Source organism: Sinorhizobium sp. GQ132, from assembly GCF_059758575.1.
The window spans coordinates 25639-45016 of sequence record NZ_JCAXDX010000018.1 but is presented as its reverse complement, the minus strand read 5'-3'; the positions used below and the strand labels follow the sequence as shown (position 1 = coordinate 45016).

Below are 19378 nucleotides of genomic sequence, written 5' to 3'. Positions count from 1 at the left end.
CGGAAGAGTTTGGATGCTTTTAGCGGAAATGGGCGGCCGTCAGCGTGTAGCAATCGCGGCGACCACCCGAATAGGCCTTCCGAGCGACATCGTAGACGGACGAGCGCAATGCGTCGAAAGCAGAAAGGAGCTTCGATTCAGAGATTTTCGTTCTGCCCAGTTCGGCATCGGCCACCACGAGCGCGTCAGCCTCGACGAAAAACCTCACCTCAAACATACCCTCGTGGCCAAGGAAACGGACGGCGTTTCTTTTTTCATCGAAGCTGCGGCTCGAATTTGGAAATAACAGCGTCATATTCAGCGTGCCTCTGTTTCGCACGACGTTAAAGGCGTGGGTGCAGATCGGACTGCCCCGTCTCCTCCAGCGTTCCGTATGCGAAGGTTATGGTCGACACGCGCCAGTGAAGTGGGCGGTGCCTAGGTATAGCAGGTTTGAACGAAGCGACTCTCCACGCCCGCGCGGCGCAAAACCTCGCTCCTAATCGTGGTGAATGGCAGGTCCTGTGAGGCGGCGAACCCAAACCTCAGCCAGATCAACGAGTTGCATATATGTGCCTGAATTGGGCTTTAAACAAGGCGCTTGGGTCTTCCGGACGCCGAATCCGACTGATTGTTCCATCTGTGTGAACGTCGCCGAGACCAGAGACGGCGATAGCACTCGCGAGGAATCAGGAACATCCAGACGCACGCAGCGTTCTGTTTCAGAGGCTTGATGCACTGGGAGGTGATGATGAGAAAGCGCTCTCGCAAACTATCGCCTGAGGTGCGCGCGGCGATCAGCGCATTTTTGAACGGGTGTCTGAAAGAAGCGCGGCCATTTGCGACCTCTGAAGCCCTTGGCGCGGTGCGGCGCATGTTTCCTGACCTGGATATCTCAGATATAGATCTCATGGCCGCCATCAGCAGCGAAGCAGCTTTAGCGGGTTTCGACGTAGACACCCCAGAACCAAGGTTTGCGCCGCGCATGCGGGATTCGCTCGAAGAATGGGACAATGAAGGCGGCGCAGTCGACAAACTGCCGCGCGGCGAAACTCAAGGCAGGCATGGCAATGACACGGACGGCAAAGGACGGCGGGCAAAAGCGATCAAGGAGAGAAATGAGCTTCTCTAGCACGGCACAGCGAGAGGCTCAGAAGTTCGGTATCGCGAACTTCTCAACCCCGGCGTAATTTTTTAGGGCCTGTGCAAAGGCGAGCCTGGTGCGAACGAAGCCGCTCGCACCGCTGAGTAGTCCTTCAGGAAAGCCGGTGAGGGTAGAAGCGCCCATGCCTTTTCTCATCGCGCTCATCTTGGTCCTTCGGCGGGACCCACCTGGTGCCTCCGGCACTCTTGACCCTCCGATCGAGCGCGTCTTTACGAATGAAACTTAGACGATTGCTATTTGCATGACCAAGGCGCAGTGTGCCGACCTTCGGTAGCAAATTTTACGGGCGCTGCTGTTTGAGGGCTAGCAGGCCCTGGCCCCAAGGAAAGGAGGACGTCATGTCTTCCGTCGAAAACAATATCTCACCCGCCGATTTTGAGATGATCCGATCCGTCTTGGACGATGCCGGCTACGATGCCGGCGTCCTTGTCCAGGATCAGTGTTTGTTCGACACGGCGGCGTTGCTCGTGACCAAGCTCTTCCTGTCGGGTGTAGACTCCCGGTCGGCACTAGCGGCGAAGCTGGAGTGCCAACTGGGCAGAGCCGGCAAGCACAGACAAGCGTGCAGCCTGTCGCGGTCGCGCTACGCAATTCAAGGTCTTCCGCTCGAGCTACAGGCGAACAAGTCATAAGCGGTGGCTATTTGAGGCTCTTCGACTGCCAACGAGTGTTTCTCGAGCTTGCTTATTCGAGCCAAGTTCATCGGCAGGCTCCGGGAGTGATCGCGAAGGTGCAAACGGTTGAATAAGGAGTGCACTCAATGGCACCAGGTAATGAACAAAGTAGGGAAGACCGGATCCGCGAACGTGCCCATGAAATCTGGGAGCGCGAGGGTCGCAAAGATGGTGATCACGAGCGCCATTGGGAGGAGGCGGAAAAGGAAATGAGAAAGAAAGAATCCGGCATAGGTCCCTCCGCGATCCCATCTGGGCCGGGCGATCCCGGCGGCCCGCAAGGAGGGGTCCGGCACTAGACTTGCAAGGACAACAATCGAGGGCGACACTCGGGGACACGAATCCCGAGCCGGGGAACTGAACCAAATCTTGGTCACAAGCAAGCGAGGTGCCCATCGTTAGGGGCGCCCCGCAAAGATTGCATAATGTATCAACGGGAACGGCGCTGTCGCCGGCCGAGTCCGTGTGAATTCGGCATGAGACAGTCGCGGCGGCTCTAGAATGTCATGCGTGTGCATTACATTGGCGATGAAGGAGATTGCACATGGCTTCAAATGCACTTGTTCAGACTCGGATCGATGCCGAGGTCAAAGAGCGCGCCACGGCGGTTTTAGAGAACATGGGTCTGACGGTCTCGGACGCTGTTCGAATCCTGTTAACTCGAACGGCGAATGAGGGCGCCCTACCGCTGGAACTCTTCAGCCATAGCGAGGTGCACGACGCTTGGTTCCGCGCCAAAGTGTTGCGGGCACTCGAGGACACCCGACCCGATGTCGACGATGCCGACGCCGAGGCGCACTTTCGAGAGCGCCGGGCGGCAGCTTTGGGCAAGGCTGCGGCGGGTGATCGATGAGGCTCGTCTGGGCGCGATATGCGCTTGACGATCGCGACACCATCTTCAGTTACATCGAAGGGAGAATCCGAGGGCGGCGGTCCACGTCGACGAGGAGATCGTCAGCGCGGTACGTCGTCTGCTTTCCGGAAAGCGACCGCCCTGGCCCGGGTTGCCGGAACTCGAGAGCTTGTTATCCCTCGGACCCCCTACATTGCAGCCTACATGCTAATGGCGGATAGAATTCGAATTCTGCGTGTCCTGCATGCGCACCCAGAATTGGCCCAGCGAGCTCGACGACGAGTAGAAGCAGCCTCCCTTATCGCGTCGTGGCCCCCTGCGGTTCTCTGAGCACGCCGATTATCGCGAGGTCGACGGTTCGATCCCGTTCAAGGCGAGGCCTTCACACACACGCTGATCTCCACCGCCCGTCACGCCGCAATATGCGCGACGTTACTCCCGTTCGTCCTCAGCATCGCCTCACGGATCTGCTGCCGCAACCATGCGCAGCCAAGATCGCTGTCCGTCTGAAGCGGCCAAACCATTGCCACGGGTGGAAACGAAAGCTCCAGTGGCACCGGGCTCACCTCAAGTCCCAGCAGCGGTCCGTAACGAAGTGCAATGCGCGATGATACGGTGGCAATCACGGCAGATGAGCGTGCCGTGGCCAATATCGACATGAAATCGGGTGCTGCCGCTACCACCTCCAGTTCTGCGCCCGCGTGTTTCAGCGCATCCTTGACGCAGCCATGCAGGCTGTCTGTCTGTGAGATCACGGCGTGTTGTGCGGTCATATAAGCATCGAGGCCTACCGGATTCGAAACCTTCAGCAATTGTGGATTGAAACAGCACAAAACGCTGGACTGATACAGCGGCTCGCAATGGTGCCGTGAATCGGGCAGATAGCTGCACCCCACGGACAGATCGACGACGCCGGCCTCCAGCATCGCGTCAACCTCCTGGGCATCACCACCGCGGGCCAGAATACGGATGCCCGGCGCGATATCGCGCAGCCGAGCCGTCAGATCGGGAAGCAGTAGCAGTTCCACCTCGCTGGAAAGCCCCAGCCGGAACGTGCGCCGTTCGGTGGCCGGATCGAATGCGTCTGCCATCAACACGGCCGCCTGCGCCTGTCGCAGAGCCTGCCGCACCGGGCCGGACAAATTGAGCGCCCGTGCGGTGGGCTTCATCACCTGCCCTACACGGACGAAAAGCTCATCCTGAAACAGTGTGCGCAGCGTGGATATATTGTGGCTCATGGCAGGTTGTTGGATTTTCAAGCGCTGCGCAGCACGTGTCACGCTCATTTCTTCCATCATCGCATCGAAGGCAACGAGAAGATTGAGGTCGAAGGAACGAAGATTGAAATGATCGATGACTTGCATGACCGATATCGATTTGATTGCTGACCGAGACATCCTTAGCTGAAGAGCAGGAACTTGCAAGCCGTTCCGAACCATCTTTCAAGGAGCAAACCCATGCCATCCCGTCGTTCCATTCTCAAAGGCGTTTTGTCCGGCATCATCGCTGCACCCTTCGGCGCACCGTCGCCCGCCTTCGCCAAGGCACCTTATGCCGCTGTTCAGGCGCCCGGTTTCTACCGGCTGAAAATCGGCTCCGTAGAGGTCACGGCCCTGTCGGACGGCACGGTCGCCCTGCCGCTGGCTAAGCTGTATACCAATACCAGCCAACAATATGCCCAGAACGTGTTGAAGGATGCCTTTCTGCCGGAGCTCGTACCAACCTCCGTCAACGCCTTCCTGGTCAACAACGGCGATAGGCTGATACTGATCGATGCGGGCACCGGTGCCTATCTCGGGCCATCGCTCGGCAAACTCGTGGCCAACATCGAGGCTTCCGGTTACAAGGTGGATGACATCGATGATGTCATCCTCACCCATATTCACACCGATCATTCCGGCGGGTTGATGAGCAATGGCAAGCATACCTTTCCGAACGCCACATTGCGGGTCAATGAGCGGGAGGCCAAATTCTGGCTAAGCCCGAAGAACGCCAGGGCAGCGACCGGCATCGTCAAGCAGCATTTTCGCGAGGCGGACCAGTGCGTAACGCCTTACGTCAAAGCCGGAAAATTCGAAACCTTCGCGGATAACGCAGCGCCCGTTCCCGGCCTTGGTTCCATTCTTTATGCGGGACATACACCGGGTCACAGCGCCATCACGTTGGAAAGCGAAGGCCAGAAGATCGTATTCTGGGGCGACATCACGCATGGCGATATCCTGCAATTCGATGAACCCGGCATCGCAATCGAATTCGATATTGACCAGAAGGCCGCCGTTGATGCGCGCGACATTGCGTTCCGACAGGCGGTGGCAGGCAAATATCTGGTGGCAGGCGCACACATCGCCTTTCCGGGCATCGGACATGTCCGTAAAGACAGCACCAATTGCGACTGGCTACCTGTCAACTATTCGTAGTTCTGACGACCGGCTATCCTCCAGTGAAACGCGCGGATCAGGCAATCGCCGGGAGAGGCTGTCGTGATGGCTGCCGCGCCGAATCCGCTCAAGGCGAGGAATAAACAGCCGACACTACGGACGGGCGCTCAGCAGCTTGCCGACTGCCTCGGTTGGGTGGAAGGCGGTCGTTCCGTCTTGCTCATCGGGACGAGCAGGTAGCGCCAATAGCGGAAATCAACCCAACGTACCTGCGAACCGTTCTGGCCACCTCTCGCGTTGGAAGACCTCGCTGCCCTCAGCCAAATGCCAGCTGAGTGCCTCCAGGGACTGCGCCACGGCCTCTCGTCCGGCTCTTCAAAGCGACCACGCCCGCTTCAATATCTGCCGAGGCCACTGTTCTGGGGACGCCCAGAAACTGCGCGGTACGCAAACCGCCTTTGGGGACGATGCCTTTCGCGATCGTGTTCGCGATATCGCTTGCGCCAGTAAAGTCGTCGGCGATCACTCCCAAAAGCACTTGCTACTCCCTTCTTTCCCTCGCCGAGCCAGGAGCCTGCTACCCTCGCTCCGCCGCCATCCTGCTTTCAACGCGTGTTAGGGTGGCCGCCTACCGGCCAGCCGTCTCTTTAACCGTTAACATTTCCTCGGCACCGGAGCGGGCATTCAAGGCAGAAGCGACGCGAAGCACACCGAGTTCGGGGCTGGTCAGTATCGGCACCCTGGTCTCGCTCATCTCATTCAGGGCATTTGCCATCGATGCCTGAGCAAGAACAACCACATCAACGCTGTCGACCAGAGAAGCAAGGCCTTCGCGGATCATTGCATCATGTGCCGCCCTGTCCCCGCTTCGCAATTTATCAAAGGCCCCCTCGCAAAGACGGTTGGTCAGCGAGACATGGAGGCCCATCCTCTCGGCATGGCGTTCAATCAAGCCGGTCGTGGGGCGCAGCGTGGTTGCCAGGGTCGCCAAGACGCCAATTCGGTTGCCGCGCTGCAGCGCCTCGATTGCCATCCCATCATCAACGCGGAAGAGCGGTACCGGACACAGGGGCAACGCGACGTCGACGGCGGGGCCGAGCGAGGAACACGTGACGAGCACTGCCGAAGCCCCTGCATCCACCGCAGACCAAATCTGAGTCGAAAGTCGCCGGATCGCCTGATGTGATAGCGCGCCTTCGCGGATCGTGTTTGCCAACAAGCTCTCATCCACCATGTTGAACGAGCGCCAGTCCCGCAGATGCAGACCTACGAGTTCATTGAACACGGGAATAATACCGGGGACCGTATGGATCATCGCGAGCTTGGGGAGCTCATCATAGTCAGTGGTCATGGCGTTTAGACTCTGCTTCTGTTCGTGCTGCTCTTCAATCTGAATTCATGCAGACGGGAGTGAATGAGACTGATCGAACCTGCCCTGGTTGGCCCGGAATGGGCTCGAGGGACGCTGTCGACGATGTTCCGTAGCCTATCGTGCTCAGTGCAGTAGTTTTTGCCGTCGCCGCCACCGGAAACGGAATTTCCCGCTGTCTGTGCATCCCCACTCGATGCATTCTGCGCTCTGACCTCAGATAACTTTTAGCCTCATGCCAAGGTCACTTCAGGTCAGCGATGTCTCCACTTCTCAAACGAATCTACAGCGATCAAGGGCTCCCCGCCAAGGCGGACGTCGTCGTCATCGGCGGCGGCATTATCGGGGCAACGGCGGCATTCTTTCTCGCAGAGCGGGGCTTATCGGTTGCTTTGGTAGAAAAGGGTCAGGTCGGCTGCGAGCAGTCGAGCCGCAATTGGGGCTGGTGCCAACAAAATCGGGATGAGCGGGAGCTGCCGCTATCAGGTGTCGCCTTGCAGCTGTGGAGCGAGTTTCAGTCCAAGATCGGCGAGGACGTTGGGTTTCGCCGATGTGGTTTGCTCTACGCCACAGACAACCCCAAGCAACTGGCGGAATGGGAAAGCTGGCGTGACTTGGCCCGGCGCTTCAACGTCAACACCAGGATGCTCAGCGCCCAACAGGCCGCTGCGGCGATCCCGGCAAACGGCCGGCGATGGCTCGGTGGAGTCCATTCTATCGATGATGGGAAAGCTGAGCCCGCAATCGCCGCGCCGACGATCGCTGAAGGTGCGCGCAAACTCGGCGCGACGATCCACCAGGAATGCGCTGCGCGAGGCCTTGATCTGACAAACGGCGCGGTGTCCGGGGTGATAACCGAAAAGGGCGTGATCCGAACAGAGGCGGTTCTCTGCGCGGGCGGTGCCTGGACGTCGATGTTTTGCCGCCAACACGGCGTGCTCTTTCCACAAGCGAGCGTGCGTCAGACGGCGCTTCGTACCCGGCCCACCTCCGATCTCGGTGAGGCAATCTATACGCCGGAAGTTGCGCTCACCCGCAGGTTGGACGGTAGCTACACGCTGGCGATCAGCGGCCGAGCGATGCTCGACATAACGCCACAAGGTCTTCGCTATGCGCGCTGGTTCATGCCTATGTTCGTGAAGCGTCTGAAGGCGGTCCAGTTCGGGATCGGCGAATCCTTTTTCAAGGGTCCGGAAGCGCTCGGAAGCTGGAAGGGGAACGGAACGTCGCCGTTCGAAAAGACGCGCGTACTTGATCCGTCCCCGAACCGTCGAACGGCCGCCGCCATCCTGAAGCGGGTAAGGGAGCAATTTCCGGCTTTGGCTGGAGTGGAAATCGCCGACAGCTGGGGAGCCTATGTGGATTTCACGCCCGATGCGGTGCCGGTCATCTCGCAGGCCGACGGCGTCACTGGTCTCTATTTGGCTGCGGGCTGCTCTGGTCATGGCTTCGGACTTGGGCCCGGCATCGGCCGGTTGGCCGCGGACTTGGTTGCCAACGATACGCCTTGCGTCGATCCTACGCCCTTCCGCCTGTCGCGCCTTGTCGACGGTTCGAAAGTCAAAGTGGGTGCTATCTGATTGGCAAGCCGATCCCAGGCCTTGAGATGATGTCTTAGGGACGAACCCGCCAATGGATTCTTACGTGATCGTCGTCGGCGGGCACTTTGACGTGCCCCCAGAAAACGCCAGGGCATAGACACCCTCTGATGGCCGCTTAGAGCCGACACCAGAATTTCCGGTCTGTCTCCACGAGCGACTGCAACGTGTCCGGAGCCGCTCCTCACGAGCTCTATGCACGGCTCGCTGCGAGGATGTTCACGTTCTAGGCCAAGAAGATCGCATAATGTATCGACTGCGATCGCGAGTGCTGGTGTTCGCGGCTGTATCCTAAGACAGCATTTCGAGACCGTGCTTCTGGACGATTGAAAGTAGCTTCAATGCTGGGCCGCTTGGCCGCTTGGCGCCGGTTTCCCACTTTTGCACCGTCGATTCACTGGTATTTAGATAGCGCGCGAACACTGGCTGGCTGACATGATTGTTCTCGCGCAGCGCCTTGATCTCGCTTGGCATCAGCTCCTGCGGGATGGACAGGCAAGTGTCATCGAAGGTTTTCATGGTCGCCTTGTCGATCCTGCCTGCCCTATACATGTCTTCGACGGCGCTATGGATCGCCTCAAAGGCATCGCTCTTGAACTTGCGCTTAGTTGCCATTGCAAATCTCCAATAGGGCGCCGGTCTTGATTTCGACATCAAGCTCGGCCTGCGTCTTGCGCCGATAAAGATCGGCGAGCTTCCGAAAAGCCAGGAGCTCGTCGTCATCGATGTTTGCGCCATCCTTTTTTGCAAACAGATATGTGAACACCCAGTACTCACCGGCTTTCGCCAGAACGACCGAACGATGCATGTTGTCGTTGGGCCGCTTCTTGAACACGCCGCCACCGAGATCATCAGCCTCTCCGCGTGCGACTTGCGCAATCGCCTTGCAAAGGGCATTGTCGGAGATCCGCGGCTTTTTTCGCTGCTTTGGAAAACCGTTTTAAAAGTCCGTTCTGACATCGCTTTATATAGCACTTAGTGCTACGCCTATCAAGTTGTCGGGAAGAATCGTAGAGACTACCCCGCTTCCCATACCTGATTCAAAATCCGGGCGGCAAGCGCCGCCTTATCTTGGGGCAGGAACCGACCGTAGTGATTGGCGACCGTCTCCGGTGTGTCCTGGATTGCGTAGCTCGCCTGCTCATAGGATCCGGTCGGCTTGAGGATACCCGAAGGGTTGCGCGCCTTTGTTGTGGGTTCGCGTATCGTGCTGCGGGGCCCTTTGGATCAGTGGTGTGGGCGCGGGGTGATCATGCTCGATCGGTCGTTCCTGGTCGACCCAGCGGATGACCGCCTCGAGGCTGGATCGCAGGCCTCTCTTGAGCGCGGGCGTCATTTCGTCTTCCAGCCCGCAGGCGTCGTAAACGGATCGCCAGTCTATACGGCCCATCCGCGTCAGCGGATGTTTTCGATGAAGGATTAAGCTGGAGAGATAGGGCTTAATGTTCTCAAGAGCCCGCCGAGATACAAGCGGGGAGATGGGGACATCGCAGTCGGTCATCCAGGCATCGGCCCCGGCGCATATCGTCGAAAGCGGCATTCCGACAGAAGCGCTGCTCGCCTATATCGCGGTTTCCAAATATGGCGACGGGTTGCCGCTTTATCGACAGGAGGCGATCTTCCTGCGCGAACATGTCGAAGTCGACCGCGGGATTATGGCGCGGTGGATGGGCAAGCTCGGGTGCGAACTCGAGATCCTCGCGGACTACATCTCAGCCTGTCGGGCGAAATGAAAAATTGACCCCCCCCGATTCGCTTGACACAGCCAGATCAAGAGAGGCGAACGAATATTCGCTGACGAGACGACATTGCTCACTTGTTCCCGGATCGGGGTCGGCAGAGACAGCGTATTTGTGGGCGTACGCGCGGGACGACCGACCGTTCGGTGGCAGTGGACCGCCTATGGTTGCCTATCGCTTTGAAGACAGTCGATCCGGTGATTGTGTTGCTCGGCATCTCGAAAGCTATCGCGGCATCCTGCAGATTGACGGATACACTGCCTATAACCGTGTTGCCCGACCTGACCGCGGAAACGACGGCGCTCTTTTGGCGGGGTGCTGGGCGCATAGTCGACGTCGGTTTGACGAGCTGCACGCAAACGACAGCTCAAAGGTCGCAACGGCGACAATCGAAAAGATGGGCGCACTTTGGTCGATTGAGGAAAAGGTGCGCGGACAAAGGCCCGATGTTCGCGTTGCCGCCCGTCAGGAGGCCTCCGTTGCAGTCGTTGCCGATCTCTACACACTCTGGCAGGACACGCTGCCCCGCATCTCTGGAAAATCAAAGCTCGCCGAGGCCATTCGCTATGCCCTTAATCGGCGGGAAGCCTTCGAACAGTTCCTCCATGACGGCGCATCGAGATAGACTCCAACATTGTTGAGCGTGCAATCGGGCCTCAAGCAATTGCTCGGGAGAATAGCCTATTTGCCGGAAATGCCGGCGGCGGAAGAACTTGGGCCACGCTCTCTACGCTCATCCAGTCCGCCAAGATGAACGAAGTCGATCCGCTGGCCTGGCTGACGCAGACGCTTCAGCGTATCGCCGCAGGTTGGCCATCGAGCGATCTCGACGCTCTGATGCCCTGGAACTTCAAGAAGTAACGGCCTCACGTCACCGCTTACGAGGCATACGGGGTCCTAAATGACGTTTTGGTTGGTGCCCTAGCATCGACCTCGACGGTGATGATCGCAGCACGACAGCTGGGAGTGTCCGAGCGAACGCTTCACCGGCATGTGCGCAAGCGAACCGGGGAAGCACCTTCGTTCTGGATAGAGCTCGCACGCGCACGGCGTGCTCTTCGCGCTCTTCGCATCGGATTGCCTCTCGCGGAAGTCGCATTCGACGCGGGCTATGCGGATCAGGCGCACTTCACCAGAGCGTTCGGTGCACGCTTTGGCTGTTCGCCCGCAAAGTTCCGGCGAAATCCTCTCCTTATGCCCCTCGCCGGTCGGTCGGGCTTCGCTGGATGAACTGCCGGAATTCGTCGGACGGCGGTATTTCCTTGTGGCAGTAGACGATCACTCCGGCCGGGTCGAGCACGCCGAAGCCTCGATCTCCCCAAGGGTTGTCGGCTAGCGGAATGACCACTGTCTCGCCGGCCGCGGACATCCGCCTGTGCATCTCGTCGACGTCCGCGACGATCAGATTGAGCATACCGCCTGTGCTGAAGCTCTGCGCTCCATCCCGCGGCTCCATGAAGCCGAGTTCCGGCGCATCGGGAGTTTTTCCCAGCCGCATAAGAACGTACCATCCGCAGTCGAATGGATACCAGGTATCGAAGAAGCGGTCATAGAAGCTGCGCACCGCCTCCACTTCGCTGGTGATGAAAGTCATAGAATAGGCCGAGATATTCATGAGGAGCTCCGTTGCTGTTAACGGCACCATATGCCGACGCTCGCGCCGCGTCTTGAACGAATCGGACAAGCGGCTGCAGCGCGAAACCGATCAGATCCGGGAAATGCTCTGAGGGGAGCCTCTCATCACGGAAAGCCCCGAAGCGGGCGAGCTCTCTGGCAGGCGTCTGGCAGTTCAAGCTTCATGATTGGCAGCCCGATTGAAGACGGCGGAATGTGTGTTCGGCTGGCAAAGAGTTCCCAAGCTTAGCCCGCGTGGTTGCTCTGACCATCAGAGAAGCAAGACGTCGGAACGCGCCCGATTCTGTTGGAACCCGATAAGCGGGAACTCCGCATTCCAAAATCGTCTGCTTTGACTAAAGTCGGCGCAAAAGCCGCCGTTCCGCTTCCCATTCCAGTGGCACGCGTTCCGCGTCATAACGCAGCTTGGTTGACGGACGATGGGCATTCGATCCCATTCCAGCCATTCGGAGCGAGATTGTCGGTCTGCTCGGCCATAGCGCCGGGGGGCCGACCGGGCGAGCGCCTGATGCGACGGCTCGGCGTGCCGGTCAGCGACGACACGATCCTGCTGCAGCTGAAGCGGGATGCCGCGCTCGTTTCCTGCGATGCCACGATCCGGGTCGTTGGCATAGATGATTGGAGCTGGCGACGATCGTGGCGCTTGCATCCTCGAAAGGGCAGTGCACATAAAAAACCCCAACGGCTACCTGCGTGATCTCACGCGAAGGGCGGCGCGCGGCGAGTTTTCGCTCGGGCCAATGCTGATGGCACTGATGCGGGCGAACCAGGACGCGGGTCAGGATCGACCAGGAGGTCAGCCGCCGCCGCACCGTGCCTGGCGTGTGCGGGCCGGGGGCTCTGAGCAGGCGCTCGTCGCGCAATCCGGCCTCAATGTCCGTCGGCATGCCGTGGGCCGGATCGTCAGCGCGCTTCACCGGATCCCAGAGGTGATGCGCGACAAATTTCAGCAGCAACGACTCTGGCGCCGGCCACGGGAGGGGGGAACCGCTCGCCAGCCGGCACCAAGCCTCGAGGTAGCCGAGGTCGGAGGCCAGCGCGCGTAGCGTATTCTCGCCCATGCCTTCGCTTGCGAGATGGTTCAGGGTCGCGACGTCGTCGTCGGTCAGCAGCGCGCGAGATGGTCGCGTCCGTCGAACGGCAGGATGGCGTCGAGCGCGTCGAGCCCTTCGGCGCGGCGCAGGATTGCATCCGCGCCGATTGTCACAGGACAGTTTCCCTTTGCCACAAGAACGCCTTTCCGTTTGCACCTCCTAACGGTCTTCACGCGTATGCCAGAGCCGCAGCACGTAGATCGTCGACTGCCGGATCTCATACCGTATTTCGTAATGGCCAACGAGAATTCGCCGAACCTCTCGCGGGTCGAATTCCTCCAGCCGTTCGCCGATACGCGGTTGTTCGAGCAGGCGTGCTGGAGCGCTCGTCAACGATTGCACAGAACGAGCCGCAGCTTGCCGATTTACCGGTGCCAGGAAATCATAGAGGCGCCCAAGATCGGCGACTGCCTAACTCGTCCACCCAAGCTTCATCACAGCGGCAAGGATAGCGGCTTGTCACTATCAAGACTGTCGGCCCAGGCCTGGACGGCCTGGTGATCGATAACGCGGCCAGCGTCGACGTCGGCAAGCGCTTCGAGCGTCAAGCGTCGGCGCTCCTCTTCCTGGTCGACCCAGGCGGTCAGCGCCTGCTTGACGATCCACCCGCGCGAGCGCTCAAGCCGGGCCGCGATCTGATCGACTTTCTCGGCGAGCGGCAGTGGTACGTGCGCCGTCAGCACCTTCGTTTCCATGTTTAGCTCCCGCCGATTCATTTTCAATCACAAAGATTATTATTGATTATCATTGAAGCGAAATCAAGGGTTGGGGCGCTGCCCGGACATCGCTTGGGACAGGCTCCATCCTCGCGTCGCCCTCATCGTGCCTGCGCGGGAGCGCCTTCCCCTGAGGCGGACGCTGGCGGTTGGCTGGCAGTGATCCGCCATACCGTATTCGCCAGATCGTCTGCGACGATCAGCGCGCCGCGCGGGTCCATCGTCACGCCCACGGGCGGGCTGCGATTCCAGCTTCCATGCTCGCCCACGAACACGCCATCCGCGAATTTTGCGCCCATCGCCGGCGTCGAGAATGACGCGCCAAGCGCTGCCACATGCGAGCCGAGGCTCTAGTCGGGGCGGATCGCGGAGGCCACCTCGTCGGGGTCCTGCGGCTGCACGCGGGGGTCAACGTTCTGGCCCCAGTAACTGTAGGGCCACCCGTAGAAGCCGCCCTCCTGAACCAAAGTTAGATAGTCCGGGACAAGGTTGGTCCCGATCTCGTCCCGCTCGTTCACCACGGCCCAGAGCTGGCCCGTTCCCGGCTGGATGGCGAGCGCGGTCGGATTGCGAAGACCGGTCGCATAGGGCTTGTGTGCTCCCGTCTGCACATCGCTCTGCCACCCCATTGCCCGGTCGACAGGGCAAGGTGCATCATCCCACCAGCGCTGACGATGCCGCAAGGTGGTGGTGCAAAGCAGCATCAGCGTCACAAGCATTCCGGCTTCTTGCAACCACCGGCTCAGGCCGGGTGGAACTTCCAGCCTCCAAGCTTGTTTTCTGAGTCACGCCCGTTGACACAGCCGCTGCCTAGGGAGGGTATATGAGGAAGCCAGAAGAAGCTGGTCAGCGTCCCGAGATGCCCGGCAGGACCAGTCTGACTCTCATCGGCGATCGTTGCGAACTGTCCAAAACCGCCGCCTGCAAGGGCGCGTCCGTTCGCTCCCATGCCAACGAGGCAAGTGTGTGATGGAGGCCCTGCAGGGAACCTTCTGCGGCCCCGCGCCGGTGCCGGCGGACATCTGGCTGCGCTGGAATCTCGACCCGTCGTTGCTTCTCGCGCTAGGTCTCCTGGCCCTCGCGGTTGGGAGGAGCAGAGCGGGGGCACTCGCCGTGGCGGTGCTGGCAACAGCCTTCGTTTCGCCGCTCTGCGCGCTCTCGGCGGCGCTGTTCTCGGCGCGGGTGATTCATCATGTCCTGATGGTGGCGGTGGCCGCTCCACTCCTCGCGCTCGCCTGGCCCGGACGCAGGCCGGGGTCCCCGTCCGTGTCGTTTCTCGTCTCTACGGCGGTGCTCTGGGCCTGGCATTGGCCTCCGGCGTACGACTTGGCGCTGTCGAACAAAGCGGCCTACTGGGCAATGCAAGTTACGCTCCTCGGTTCGGCCTTCGCCTTTTGGCGGGCGGTCCTCCACCGCGGGCAGGCGGCGGGCACGGGCCTCCTCTGGGTGCTGGTGGGCTACCTGCAGATGGCCCTCCTCGGGGCACTGCTCACCTTCGCGCCCGAGGCTCTCTACGCGATCCATGCGGTCGCGCCGCTGGACTGGAACTTCACGCCGCTCGGCGACCAGCAACTGGGCGGGCTTATCATGTGGGTTCCGGCAGGCCTGCCCTTTGCCGTCTGGGGAGGCTTTGTCGCGCGCCGGGGATGGCAGGCGGTGACGAAAGGGCTCGCATGATCCCTTGGCTCGAGGGCGCGATTCCCTATCTGAAGGCACTCCATATCGCCGCCCTGGTGATCTGGTGCGCAGGGCTGTTCGCGCTGCCCTTGATGCTGGCCCGTCACGACCCGGCGATCGGGCAGGCGGACTACAGCAAGATCAGGCTGGCGACCCATTATGCCTACACGGCCGTGGTCACCCCCGCCGCCCTGCTCGCCATCGCCGCGGGAACTCTCCTGATTTTCCTACGCGACGTTTTCGTCGTCTGGATGTTCGCGAAGCTTGTCTTCGTGGCGATTCTCATTGGCTTTCATGCCTGGGTGGGCGGCACGATTGTCGCCGTCGCGGACTCCGAGGGCGAGCACCAGACGTCCGAGCCGCTGGTCCCGATGCTGATCCTGCTGATCCCGGTCGTCGCGATCCTGGTCCTGGTGTTGTCCAAGCCCCCGCTTGAGGCAATTCCGCTGCCAGACTGGCTGACGACGCCGAGGGGCGGTCAGCTTCCGTTCGACGTGCCTCCTAAGTTGTAATCGAAGACGAGCTTGCCGCCATGCCACCCGGTCACCCCTACCATGAGGACGCAGAGGCCCGACAGCAGGATGCCGTAGGGCAGAACGGCCGTCTCGTAGCCGTGAAGCCGGAAGCCCCAGTTCGCACCCAGAAGCGACAGGAGCACCGTCGCCACGGCGGCGTGGGTCCAGGCGGAGGCCCTCGCACGGATGCCTGGGACCAACAAAAGCTCTGGCAAACCCGTGGCGGCTGCGCCGAGGCCGAAGAGGAAGGCCGTGCCGGCGGCCCATGCGCCGGCCCGCGCCCAGAACACGTCGCCGGTCCACCAGTAGAGCGCGTCCGCCCCGAAGTTGCAGAAGGTCAGCGCAATAGGGAAGGCCACGGCCATGGCATGGATCGGATGGCCCGCGACCGCGATCTTCGACGCGGTCTCTTCGAAGCCGGGAGTTTGGGCGATCGGATCGATCGGCGTCTCGTCGTTCGTTTGCCTCTGGGCCTCGGTCATCGGTGCTGTCTCCTGCGGGGTGTGGTCGGGACCCTAACGCTCGTCGGCCTGACTGGTTGCGAGCAGAGGCTATCGACCGTGCATCCGGCGGGCCCGGCTGCGGCGGCGATCGCTACGCTGTGGTGGGTCATGCTGATCGGGGCGACCGCAATCTTCGTGCTCGTCATGGCGCTTCTCATACTGGGGCTACGCCGCCGCGAAGCCCCGGACACACCCGAGGCGGAATCCCGGCGCGAACGGGTCTTTATCCACGGACTTGGCCTCGGCTTCTCGCTCACCATTCTCGCTGCACTCACTGTCTATGGGCTCGTGATCGGCGAGCGGCTGTTGCCGAGGCCCGAGCCCGGCCTCGTGACCGTCCGCGCCGAGGGGGCGCAATGGATGTGGCGCTTCTCCTATGCCGACGTGCCCGGCCGCGTGACGGAGGGCGTCCTCCACATTCCCGCCGGCCGCCCCGTGGACGTGCAGATCACGACGACCGACGTGATCCACAGCTTCTGGGCGCCGCGTCTTGCGGGCAAGCTCGACGCAATTCCCGGCCATGTGAACGTCTTGCGGATCGAGGCCGATACCCCCGGCGACTATGCCGGCGTCAGTGCTGAATTCAGCGGCCCTGGGTACACCGCGCACCGCTTCACCGTGCGGGCGCATGACGAGGCCGCCTGGGACACCTTCCTCCGCGGAGAGACTGAATGAATGCCCTACGCCGCCACCGCGAACTCGAGCGGATCTGGGCGTCCCGTCCGGGTTGGCGCGGCAAGCTCACGACCGTGAACAACAACGATATCGGGCTGATGTTCCTGGGCCTTGCGGTGACGTTCTTCGTCATCGCGGGCATCCTCGCGATGATGATCCGGGCACAACTCGCCACCCCGGGCTCGGTCTTCATGGGACCTGAGATCTACAACCAGGTCTTCACGATGCACGGGACCATCATGATGTTCCTGTTCGCAATCCCGCTCTTCGAGGGGCTGACAATCTATCTCCTGCCCAAGATGCTCGGCACGCGTGACCTGGCCTTTCCCCGGCTCAGCGCCTTCGGCTTCTGGTGCTACGCCTTCGGCGGCTCTCTCCTGATCTTCTCTCTCATCGCAGGGATAGCGCCGAAGAGCGGCTGGTTCATGTATCCGCCGCTCTCCTCGACCCTCGGGTCGCCGGGCATCAATCCCGACTTCTGGCTCCTCGGCATAACGTTCGTGGAGATCTCCGCCATCTCCGCGGCTGTCGAGATCATCGTAACAGTTCTCCTCTACCGCGCGCCGGGCATGTCGCTCGACAAGTTGCCGATCTTCGCCTGGTACATGCTGGTGGTGGCGGTGATGATCCTGACCGGGTTTCCGCCGCTGATCCTGGGCTCGATCTTGCTCGAGCTCGAGCGCGCCTTCGGGATGCCCTTTTTCCAGGTCGAAGCTGGGGGGGACAGCTTGCTTTGGCAGCACCTCTTCTGGCTCTTTGGCCACCCAGAGGTCTACATCATCTTCCTGCCGGCCGCGGGGGTGGTCTCCACGGTCCTGCCGGTGATGGTGCGCACGACGCTCCTAGGCTACGGCTGGGTGGTGGCGGCGGCGGCATCGCTCGGCGTGCTGAGCTTCGGGCTCTGGGTGCATCACATGTATGCGACCGGCATCCCCCATATGGGGCTGGCCTTCTTTTCGGCGGCTTCGACGCTGGTGGCGGTGCCCACGGGGGTGCAGATCTTCGCCTGGATCGGGACGATCTGGAAAGGCCGGCCCGAGATGCACCTGCCGATGCTCTGGATTCTCGCTTTCTTCGCGACCTTCGTCATGGGTGGGCTCACCGGCGTCATGGTGGCGATGGTGCCGTTCGACTGGCAGTCGCACGACACCTACTTCGTCGTGGCGCATTTCCACTATGTGCTGGTCGGCGGCTTCGTGTTTCCCATGCTCGCAGGGCTCTATTACTGGCTGCCGCATTTCACAGGGCGCAAGCGCTATTTTAAGCTGGGCGAGACGGCGTTCTGGCTCATCGTCCTGGGCTTCCACGGAACCTTCCTGCTCCTGCACTGGGCCGGACTTCTTGGAATGCGGCGGCGGATCGATCATGTCGACGCCGGGCAGGGGTGGGAGCTCATCAACCTCCTCGCGTCAATCGGAGGCTTTGTCATGGCGATCGGCTTTGCGCTCGTGCTGATCGACGTGGGGGTCAACGTGGCCGTCGCAGCTCGTGGGCGGCGCAATCCCTGGCGGGCCGGAACGCTGGAATGGGCCATGCCCGCGCCGTCGCCCTCCTACAACCTCGCCTCGATTCCCGAGGTTCGCAGTCGGTATCCCCTCCATGATGACCCCGATCTGCCCCTGCGGATCGCGCGTGGCGAGGGATACCTCGGCACTCCCCCGAGCAGCGGTCTGCGTGAGATCCTAACGGTGGAAATTACCAGCGGACGGCCGAACTACCTCGTAATCTTCCCGTCCAACTCGGCGCTGCCCATCATCATGGCCCTCGTCACGGGAGGTTTCTTCGTCGGGATGCTCCTCAAGGCCTACTGGCTCTTACCGCTCTCGGGGCTGGGCGTAACGGCGCTTGCGGTCTGGTGGGCCTGGAGCCTGGGGAGCCTCCAGGACCAGGTCCCGCAGAATGTCGGAAAAGGGGTTGCCTTACCGCCCGCCTCCGAGGTCGACGACCCGCCCGGCTGGTGGGGATCGGTGTTCCTGCTCCTCGCCAACGGGGTGTTTTTCGGCTCGCTCCTCTTCGGCTATGCCTTCCTCTGGACCGTGGCCCCGAACTGGCCACCGCCGGCGTATCTCGAGCCTGGCCGTCTGGGCCCGGCACTGGCGCTGGGCGGCGCGGTCTTGGCCCTGGCTGGCATCCGCATGGCCATCCGCGCGCTCCGCCGCAGTGCAGGGCTTTGGCTTGGCCTTTTCCCGTGCTTCGCAGGCACAGCCGCGCTCGGGGCCGCCGCGGTCACGGTGTTAATGGGAATGCGACACAACGCCCACGCTTACGACGCCACGCTCTGGGTCGTAGCCGGCTACGTCCTGTTCCACGCGGCCGTCGCGGGGCTCATGACGGCGTTCCTCGGGCTGCGGGCCGCCGCCGGCTACCTCTCGGCTCGGCGCGTCGGCGAGGCGCGGGTCGTGCAGCTCTGGTCAGACTACGCGGCCGTCACGGCGCTGCTCGGTCTCGGGGCTGCCTGGTTGCCGGGAGCATTAGTGTGATAGATATCCTCCGCATCTCGGTCCCGCTCACGGCCTGGCTCGCCGCCTTCAGCGCCCTCTATGGCTTGCAGGGTCTCGTCTGCTCGGAACGTTGGACGGAAGCGGGTCTCGACCTCGCCATGGGCCGAGCAGCCATGACAGCGGTCTGGGCCGTTGCGGTAACGCTTCAGCTTGCTTTCCTGCTCGCCTTGCGCTCGCCTCACTTCGTCGCGCGCTCGGCCTTCGTGCGGGCTCTGAGCCTGATGCTGGCCACCGCTGCCCTGGTCGCCACGCTCTGGACCCTCTTGCCTGTCGTCATGACCTCGGCCTGCCTGTGATGCTAGCTCCG

21 protein-coding genes and 8 pseudogenes are annotated in these 19378 nt (G+C 61.4%); 16 read left to right on the top strand and 13 right to left on the bottom strand.

All coding sequences use genetic code 11. The features are described from left to right. Positions 1-19 precede the first annotated feature (19 nt). Positions 20-295 (bottom strand): DUF1488 family protein, encoded by a 276-nt coding sequence (locus AC6CIG_RS27545; RefSeq protein WP_498324214.1) that lies wholly within the window; start codon positions 293-295, stop codon positions 20-22. A 435-nt stretch (positions 296-730) separates the two neighbouring features. Between AC6CIG_RS27545 and AC6CIG_RS27540 the strand changes: the two genes are divergently transcribed. Continuing rightward, a complete protein-coding gene (locus tag AC6CIG_RS27540; protein ID WP_498324204.1) occupies positions 731-1111 on the top strand; it encodes a hypothetical protein in 381 nt (126 codons plus the stop codon). An 18-nt stretch (positions 1112-1129) separates the two neighbouring features. On the opposite strand, the gene AC6CIG_RS27535 is transcribed toward AC6CIG_RS27540, so the two are convergent. Next, complete coding sequence (locus AC6CIG_RS27535) at positions 1130-1288, bottom strand: hypothetical protein (protein ID WP_498324203.1); 159 nt, start codon at positions 1286-1288, stop codon at positions 1130-1132. A gap of 194 nt (positions 1289-1482) precedes the next feature. On the opposite strand from AC6CIG_RS27535, the gene AC6CIG_RS27530 reads away from it, so the two are divergent. From AC6CIG_RS27530 to AC6CIG_RS27515, 4 genes and pseudogenes are all read left to right on the top strand, one after another. Next, on the top strand, positions 1483-1776 hold the full coding sequence (locus AC6CIG_RS27530) for a hypothetical protein (protein WP_498324202.1): 294 nt from the start codon (positions 1483-1485) through the stop codon (positions 1774-1776). Between the two features lie 128 nt (positions 1777-1904). Beyond that, positions 1905-2117 (top strand): DUF2934 domain-containing protein, encoded by a 213-nt coding sequence (locus AC6CIG_RS27525; protein ID WP_498324201.1) that lies wholly within the window; start codon positions 1905-1907, stop codon positions 2115-2117. Between the two features lie 245 nt (positions 2118-2362). After that, on the top strand, positions 2363-2671 hold the full coding sequence (locus AC6CIG_RS27520) for a type II toxin-antitoxin system RelB/DinJ family antitoxin (protein ID WP_498324200.1): 309 nt from the start codon (positions 2363-2365) through the stop codon (positions 2669-2671). Beyond that, positions 2668-2957: pseudogene (locus AC6CIG_RS27515) on the top strand (type II toxin-antitoxin system RelE/ParE family toxin). Before AC6CIG_RS27520 ends, AC6CIG_RS27515 begins: the two are co-directional and overlap by 4 nt. A gap of 124 nt (positions 2958-3081) precedes the next feature. On the opposite strand, the gene AC6CIG_RS27510 reads toward AC6CIG_RS27515, so the two are convergent. Continuing rightward, the gene (locus tag AC6CIG_RS27510; RefSeq protein WP_102761836.1) at positions 3082-4035 is read right to left on the bottom strand and encodes a LysR family transcriptional regulator; all 954 of its coding nucleotides are present in this window, start codon (positions 4033-4035) and stop codon (positions 3082-3084) included. Between the two features lie 93 nt (positions 4036-4128). Here AC6CIG_RS27510 and AC6CIG_RS27505 point away from each other — a divergent pair, with 93 nt between their 5' ends. Beyond that, positions 4129-5088, top strand: coding sequence for an MBL fold metallo-hydrolase (locus AC6CIG_RS27505; protein WP_102761835.1), 960 nt, complete (start codon positions 4129-4131; stop codon positions 5086-5088). 267 nt (positions 5089-5355) lie between these two features. Here AC6CIG_RS27505 and AC6CIG_RS27500 read toward each other — a convergent pair. Beyond that, a pseudogene (locus AC6CIG_RS27500) lies at positions 5356-5587 on the bottom strand (four-carbon acid sugar kinase family protein); the annotation flags it as partial. Between the two features lie 90 nt (positions 5588-5677). Then, positions 5678-6400, bottom strand: coding sequence for an aspartate/glutamate racemase family protein (locus tag AC6CIG_RS27495; RefSeq protein ID WP_102764950.1), 723 nt, complete (start codon positions 6398-6400; stop codon positions 5678-5680). Between the two features lie 278 nt (positions 6401-6678). Here AC6CIG_RS27495 and AC6CIG_RS27490 point away from each other — a divergent pair, with 278 nt between their 5' ends. Continuing rightward, complete coding sequence (locus tag AC6CIG_RS27490; RefSeq protein WP_498324199.1) at positions 6679-7998, top strand: NAD(P)/FAD-dependent oxidoreductase; 1320 nt, start codon at positions 6679-6681, stop codon at positions 7996-7998. Positions 7999-8307: 309 nt separating this feature from the next. On the opposite strand, the gene AC6CIG_RS27485 is transcribed toward AC6CIG_RS27490, so the two are convergent. Next, positions 8308-8631, bottom strand: a complete 324-nt coding sequence (locus AC6CIG_RS27485; protein ID WP_102763045.1) for a helix-turn-helix domain-containing protein — start codon at positions 8629-8631, stop codon at positions 8308-8310. Continuing rightward, positions 8621-8976 (bottom strand): annotated as a pseudogene (locus AC6CIG_RS27480) (type II toxin-antitoxin system RelE/ParE family toxin). Before AC6CIG_RS27480 ends, AC6CIG_RS27485 begins: the two are co-directional and overlap by 11 nt. A 536-nt stretch (positions 8977-9512) precedes the next feature. On the opposite strand from AC6CIG_RS27480, the pseudogene tnpC reads away from it, so the two are divergent. Then, a pseudogene (tnpC, locus tag AC6CIG_RS27475) lies at positions 9513-10616 on the top strand (IS66 family transposase); the annotation flags it as partial. A gap of 81 nt (positions 10617-10697) precedes the next feature. Further along, positions 10698-10985, top strand: coding sequence for a helix-turn-helix domain-containing protein (locus AC6CIG_RS27470; protein WP_498324198.1), 288 nt, complete (start codon positions 10698-10700; stop codon positions 10983-10985). Here AC6CIG_RS27470 and AC6CIG_RS27465 read toward each other — a convergent pair. Then, positions 10948-11370, bottom strand: coding sequence for a VOC family protein (locus AC6CIG_RS27465; protein ID WP_437417075.1), 423 nt, complete (start codon positions 11368-11370; stop codon positions 10948-10950). The genes AC6CIG_RS27470 and AC6CIG_RS27465 overlap by 38 nt on opposite strands. Positions 11371-11843: 473 nt before the next feature. Here AC6CIG_RS27465 and AC6CIG_RS27460 point away from each other — a divergent pair. Both AC6CIG_RS27460 and repC read left to right on the top strand, forming a co-directional pair. After that, positions 11844-12027, top strand: a pseudogene (locus AC6CIG_RS27460) (ISL3 family transposase); the annotation flags it as partial. A gap of 4 nt (positions 12028-12031) precedes the next feature. Continuing rightward, positions 12032-12157, top strand: a pseudogene (gene repC / locus AC6CIG_RS27455) (replication initiation protein RepC); the annotation flags it as partial. A 6-nt stretch (positions 12158-12163) separates the two neighbouring features. On the opposite strand, the pseudogene AC6CIG_RS27450 reads toward repC, so the two are convergent. The 4 genes and pseudogenes from AC6CIG_RS27450 to AC6CIG_RS27435 all read right to left on the bottom strand — a co-directional run. Next, a pseudogene (locus AC6CIG_RS27450) lies at positions 12164-12618 on the bottom strand (integrase); the annotation flags it as partial. 25 nt (positions 12619-12643) lie between these two features. Then, a complete protein-coding gene (locus tag AC6CIG_RS27445) occupies positions 12644-12862 on the bottom strand; it encodes a type II toxin-antitoxin system RelE/ParE family toxin (protein ID WP_498324213.1) in 219 nt (72 codons plus the stop codon). Positions 12863-12918: 56 nt separating this feature from the next. Continuing rightward, positions 12919-13179: a CopG family ribbon-helix-helix protein gene (locus tag AC6CIG_RS27440; protein ID WP_013845222.1), complete on the bottom strand. Its 261-nt coding sequence runs from the start codon at positions 13177-13179 to the stop codon at positions 12919-12921. A gap of 122 nt (positions 13180-13301) precedes the next feature. After that, positions 13302-13838 (bottom strand): annotated as a pseudogene (locus AC6CIG_RS27435) (PQQ-dependent sugar dehydrogenase); the annotation flags it as partial. A gap of 331 nt (positions 13839-14169) precedes the next feature. On the opposite strand from AC6CIG_RS27435, the gene AC6CIG_RS27430 reads away from it, so the two are divergent. Further along, positions 14170-14877 (top strand): cytochrome c oxidase assembly protein, encoded by a 708-nt coding sequence (locus AC6CIG_RS27430; RefSeq protein WP_180980834.1) that lies wholly within the window; start codon positions 14170-14172, stop codon positions 14875-14877. Further along, entirely contained in the window at positions 14874-15389 is a 516-nt protein-coding gene (locus AC6CIG_RS27425; RefSeq protein ID WP_102763039.1) for a CopD family protein, read from the top strand. The genes AC6CIG_RS27430 and AC6CIG_RS27425 overlap by 4 nt, the downstream gene beginning before the upstream one ends. Here the strand turns inward: AC6CIG_RS27425 and AC6CIG_RS27420 are convergent. After that, the gene (locus AC6CIG_RS27420) at positions 15356-15874 is read right to left on the bottom strand and encodes a DUF2231 domain-containing protein (RefSeq protein WP_498324197.1); all 519 of its coding nucleotides are present in this window, start codon (positions 15872-15874) and stop codon (positions 15356-15358) included. The genes AC6CIG_RS27425 and AC6CIG_RS27420 overlap by 34 nt on opposite strands. A gap of 78 nt (positions 15875-15952) precedes the next feature. On the opposite strand from AC6CIG_RS27420, the gene AC6CIG_RS27415 reads away from it, so the two are divergent. Genes AC6CIG_RS27415 through AC6CIG_RS27405 form a run of 3 tightly spaced genes read left to right on the top strand, consistent with a single transcriptional unit; the run spans position 15953 to position 19367 of the window. Next, on the top strand, positions 15953-16570 hold the full coding sequence (locus AC6CIG_RS27415; RefSeq protein ID WP_234705385.1) for a cytochrome c oxidase subunit II: 618 nt from the start codon (positions 15953-15955) through the stop codon (positions 16568-16570). Next, positions 16567-19050, top strand: coding sequence for a cytochrome c oxidase subunit I (gene ctaD, locus AC6CIG_RS27410; RefSeq protein WP_437406813.1), 2484 nt, complete (start codon positions 16567-16569; stop codon positions 19048-19050). Before AC6CIG_RS27415 ends, ctaD begins: the two co-directional genes overlap by 4 nt. Next, positions 19047-19367 carry a hypothetical protein gene (locus AC6CIG_RS27405; protein ID WP_437412918.1) on the top strand — a complete coding sequence of 107 codons (321 nt, stop codon included), beginning with the start codon at positions 19047-19049 and terminating at the stop codon, positions 19365-19367. Before ctaD ends, AC6CIG_RS27405 begins: the two co-directional genes overlap by 4 nt. Positions 19368-19378: the final 11 nt, after the last annotated feature.

Excerpts from the sequence above, each read along its gene's own strand:
- AC6CIG_RS27545 (WP_498324214.1), bottom strand. The coding sequence starts at position 295 with ATGACGCTGTTATTTCCAAATTCGAGCCGCAGCTTCGATGAAAAAAGA.
- AC6CIG_RS27540 (WP_498324204.1), top strand. The coding sequence starts at position 731 with ATGAGAAAGCGCTCTCGCAAACTATCGCCTGAGGTGCGCGCGGCGATC.
- AC6CIG_RS27535 (WP_498324203.1), bottom strand. The coding sequence starts at position 1,288 with ATGAGCGCGATGAGAAAAGGCATGGGCGCTTCTACCCTCACCGGCTTT.
- AC6CIG_RS27530 (WP_498324202.1), top strand. The coding sequence starts at position 1,483 with ATGTCTTCCGTCGAAAACAATATCTCACCCGCCGATTTTGAGATGATC.
- AC6CIG_RS27525 (WP_498324201.1), top strand. The coding sequence starts at position 1,905 with ATGGCACCAGGTAATGAACAAAGTAGGGAAGACCGGATCCGCGAACGT.
- AC6CIG_RS27520 (WP_498324200.1), top strand. The coding sequence starts at position 2,363 with ATGGCTTCAAATGCACTTGTTCAGACTCGGATCGATGCCGAGGTCAAA.
- AC6CIG_RS27510 (WP_102761836.1), bottom strand. The coding sequence starts at position 4,035 with ATGCAAGTCATCGATCATTTCAATCTTCGTTCCTTCGACCTCAATCTT.
- AC6CIG_RS27505 (WP_102761835.1), top strand. The coding sequence starts at position 4,129 with ATGCCATCCCGTCGTTCCATTCTCAAAGGCGTTTTGTCCGGCATCATC.
- AC6CIG_RS27495 (WP_102764950.1), bottom strand. The coding sequence starts at position 6,400 with ATGACCACTGACTATGATGAGCTCCCCAAGCTCGCGATGATCCATACG.
- AC6CIG_RS27490 (WP_498324199.1), top strand. The coding sequence starts at position 6,679 with ATGTCTCCACTTCTCAAACGAATCTACAGCGATCAAGGGCTCCCCGCC.
- AC6CIG_RS27485 (WP_102763045.1), bottom strand. The coding sequence starts at position 8,631 with ATGGCAACTAAGCGCAAGTTCAAGAGCGATGCCTTTGAGGCGATCCAT.
- AC6CIG_RS27470 (WP_498324198.1), top strand. The coding sequence starts at position 10,698 with ATGATCGCAGCACGACAGCTGGGAGTGTCCGAGCGAACGCTTCACCGG.
- AC6CIG_RS27465 (WP_437417075.1), bottom strand. The coding sequence starts at position 11,370 with ATGAATATCTCGGCCTATTCTATGACTTTCATCACCAGCGAAGTGGAG.
- AC6CIG_RS27440 (WP_013845222.1), bottom strand. The coding sequence starts at position 13,179 with ATGGAAACGAAGGTGCTGACGGCGCACGTACCACTGCCGCTCGCCGAG.
- AC6CIG_RS27430 (WP_180980834.1), top strand. The coding sequence starts at position 14,170 with ATGGAGGCCCTGCAGGGAACCTTCTGCGGCCCCGCGCCGGTGCCGGCG.
- AC6CIG_RS27425 (WP_102763039.1), top strand. The coding sequence starts at position 14,874 with ATGATCCCTTGGCTCGAGGGCGCGATTCCCTATCTGAAGGCACTCCAT.
- AC6CIG_RS27420 (WP_498324197.1), bottom strand. The coding sequence starts at position 15,874 with ATGACCGAGGCCCAGAGGCAAACGAACGACGAGACGCCGATCGATCCG.
- ctaD (WP_437406813.1), top strand. The coding sequence starts at position 16,567 with ATGAATGCCCTACGCCGCCACCGCGAACTCGAGCGGATCTGGGCGTCC.